This is a genomic window from Novosphingobium sp. 18050, from assembly GCF_902706195.1.
Lineage (GTDB): Bacteria > Pseudomonadota > Alphaproteobacteria > Sphingomonadales > Sphingomonadaceae > Novosphingobium.
Genome location: NZ_CACSJO010000083.1, coordinates 1 through 466 on the forward strand (window position 1 = coordinate 1; position 466 = coordinate 466).

Below are 466 nucleotides of genomic sequence, written 5' to 3' on the forward strand. Positions count from 1 at the left end.
GTGCGGTAGCTGGCTTCCACGCGGTGGCGGCGGCAGTAGTCCAGCGCCAGGTTGCGCACCACCTGGCAGCAGTAGCCGATCGGCCGCTCCGCCACCCGGTCGCGAGGCCCTTCCGCCAGCTTCAGGTACGCATCCTGCATCACGTCGTCGGCGAGGTCTTCGGTGTTCACGATCTGCCGTGCGACGCGCCACAGCTGTGCCCGGTGGGCGACGAACACATCGGCCAGGGAAGGGTCTGACAACGGCGAGGACATAGGGATCGCTTTCCTGTGGTGGCCGAAAGGGTTCCGGCGGGTGGAAAGCGATGATACAAAAAATCTGTGGAATAGGAATTATTTGTATTTGAATATTTACAGTTCCCTGTGAGCGGTGTGCCGCAAGTCCTGGTCTTCACTCGACTATGCAGAAGTGGGCAACGGCCCCGGCACCTTCCATTCTTCTAAGATTTTCGACTTGTCAATAGCTC

General features: G+C 59.2%; 1 protein-coding gene. It reads right to left on the reverse strand.

Annotated elements, in window-relative coordinates; translation table 11 throughout:
- Positions 1-242, reverse strand: a 242-nt coding sequence (locus GVL61_RS24465) for a sigma factor (protein WP_304621353.1), incomplete at its 3' end; no start/stop codon positions are given.
- Between the last annotated feature and the right edge of the window lie 224 nt (positions 243-466).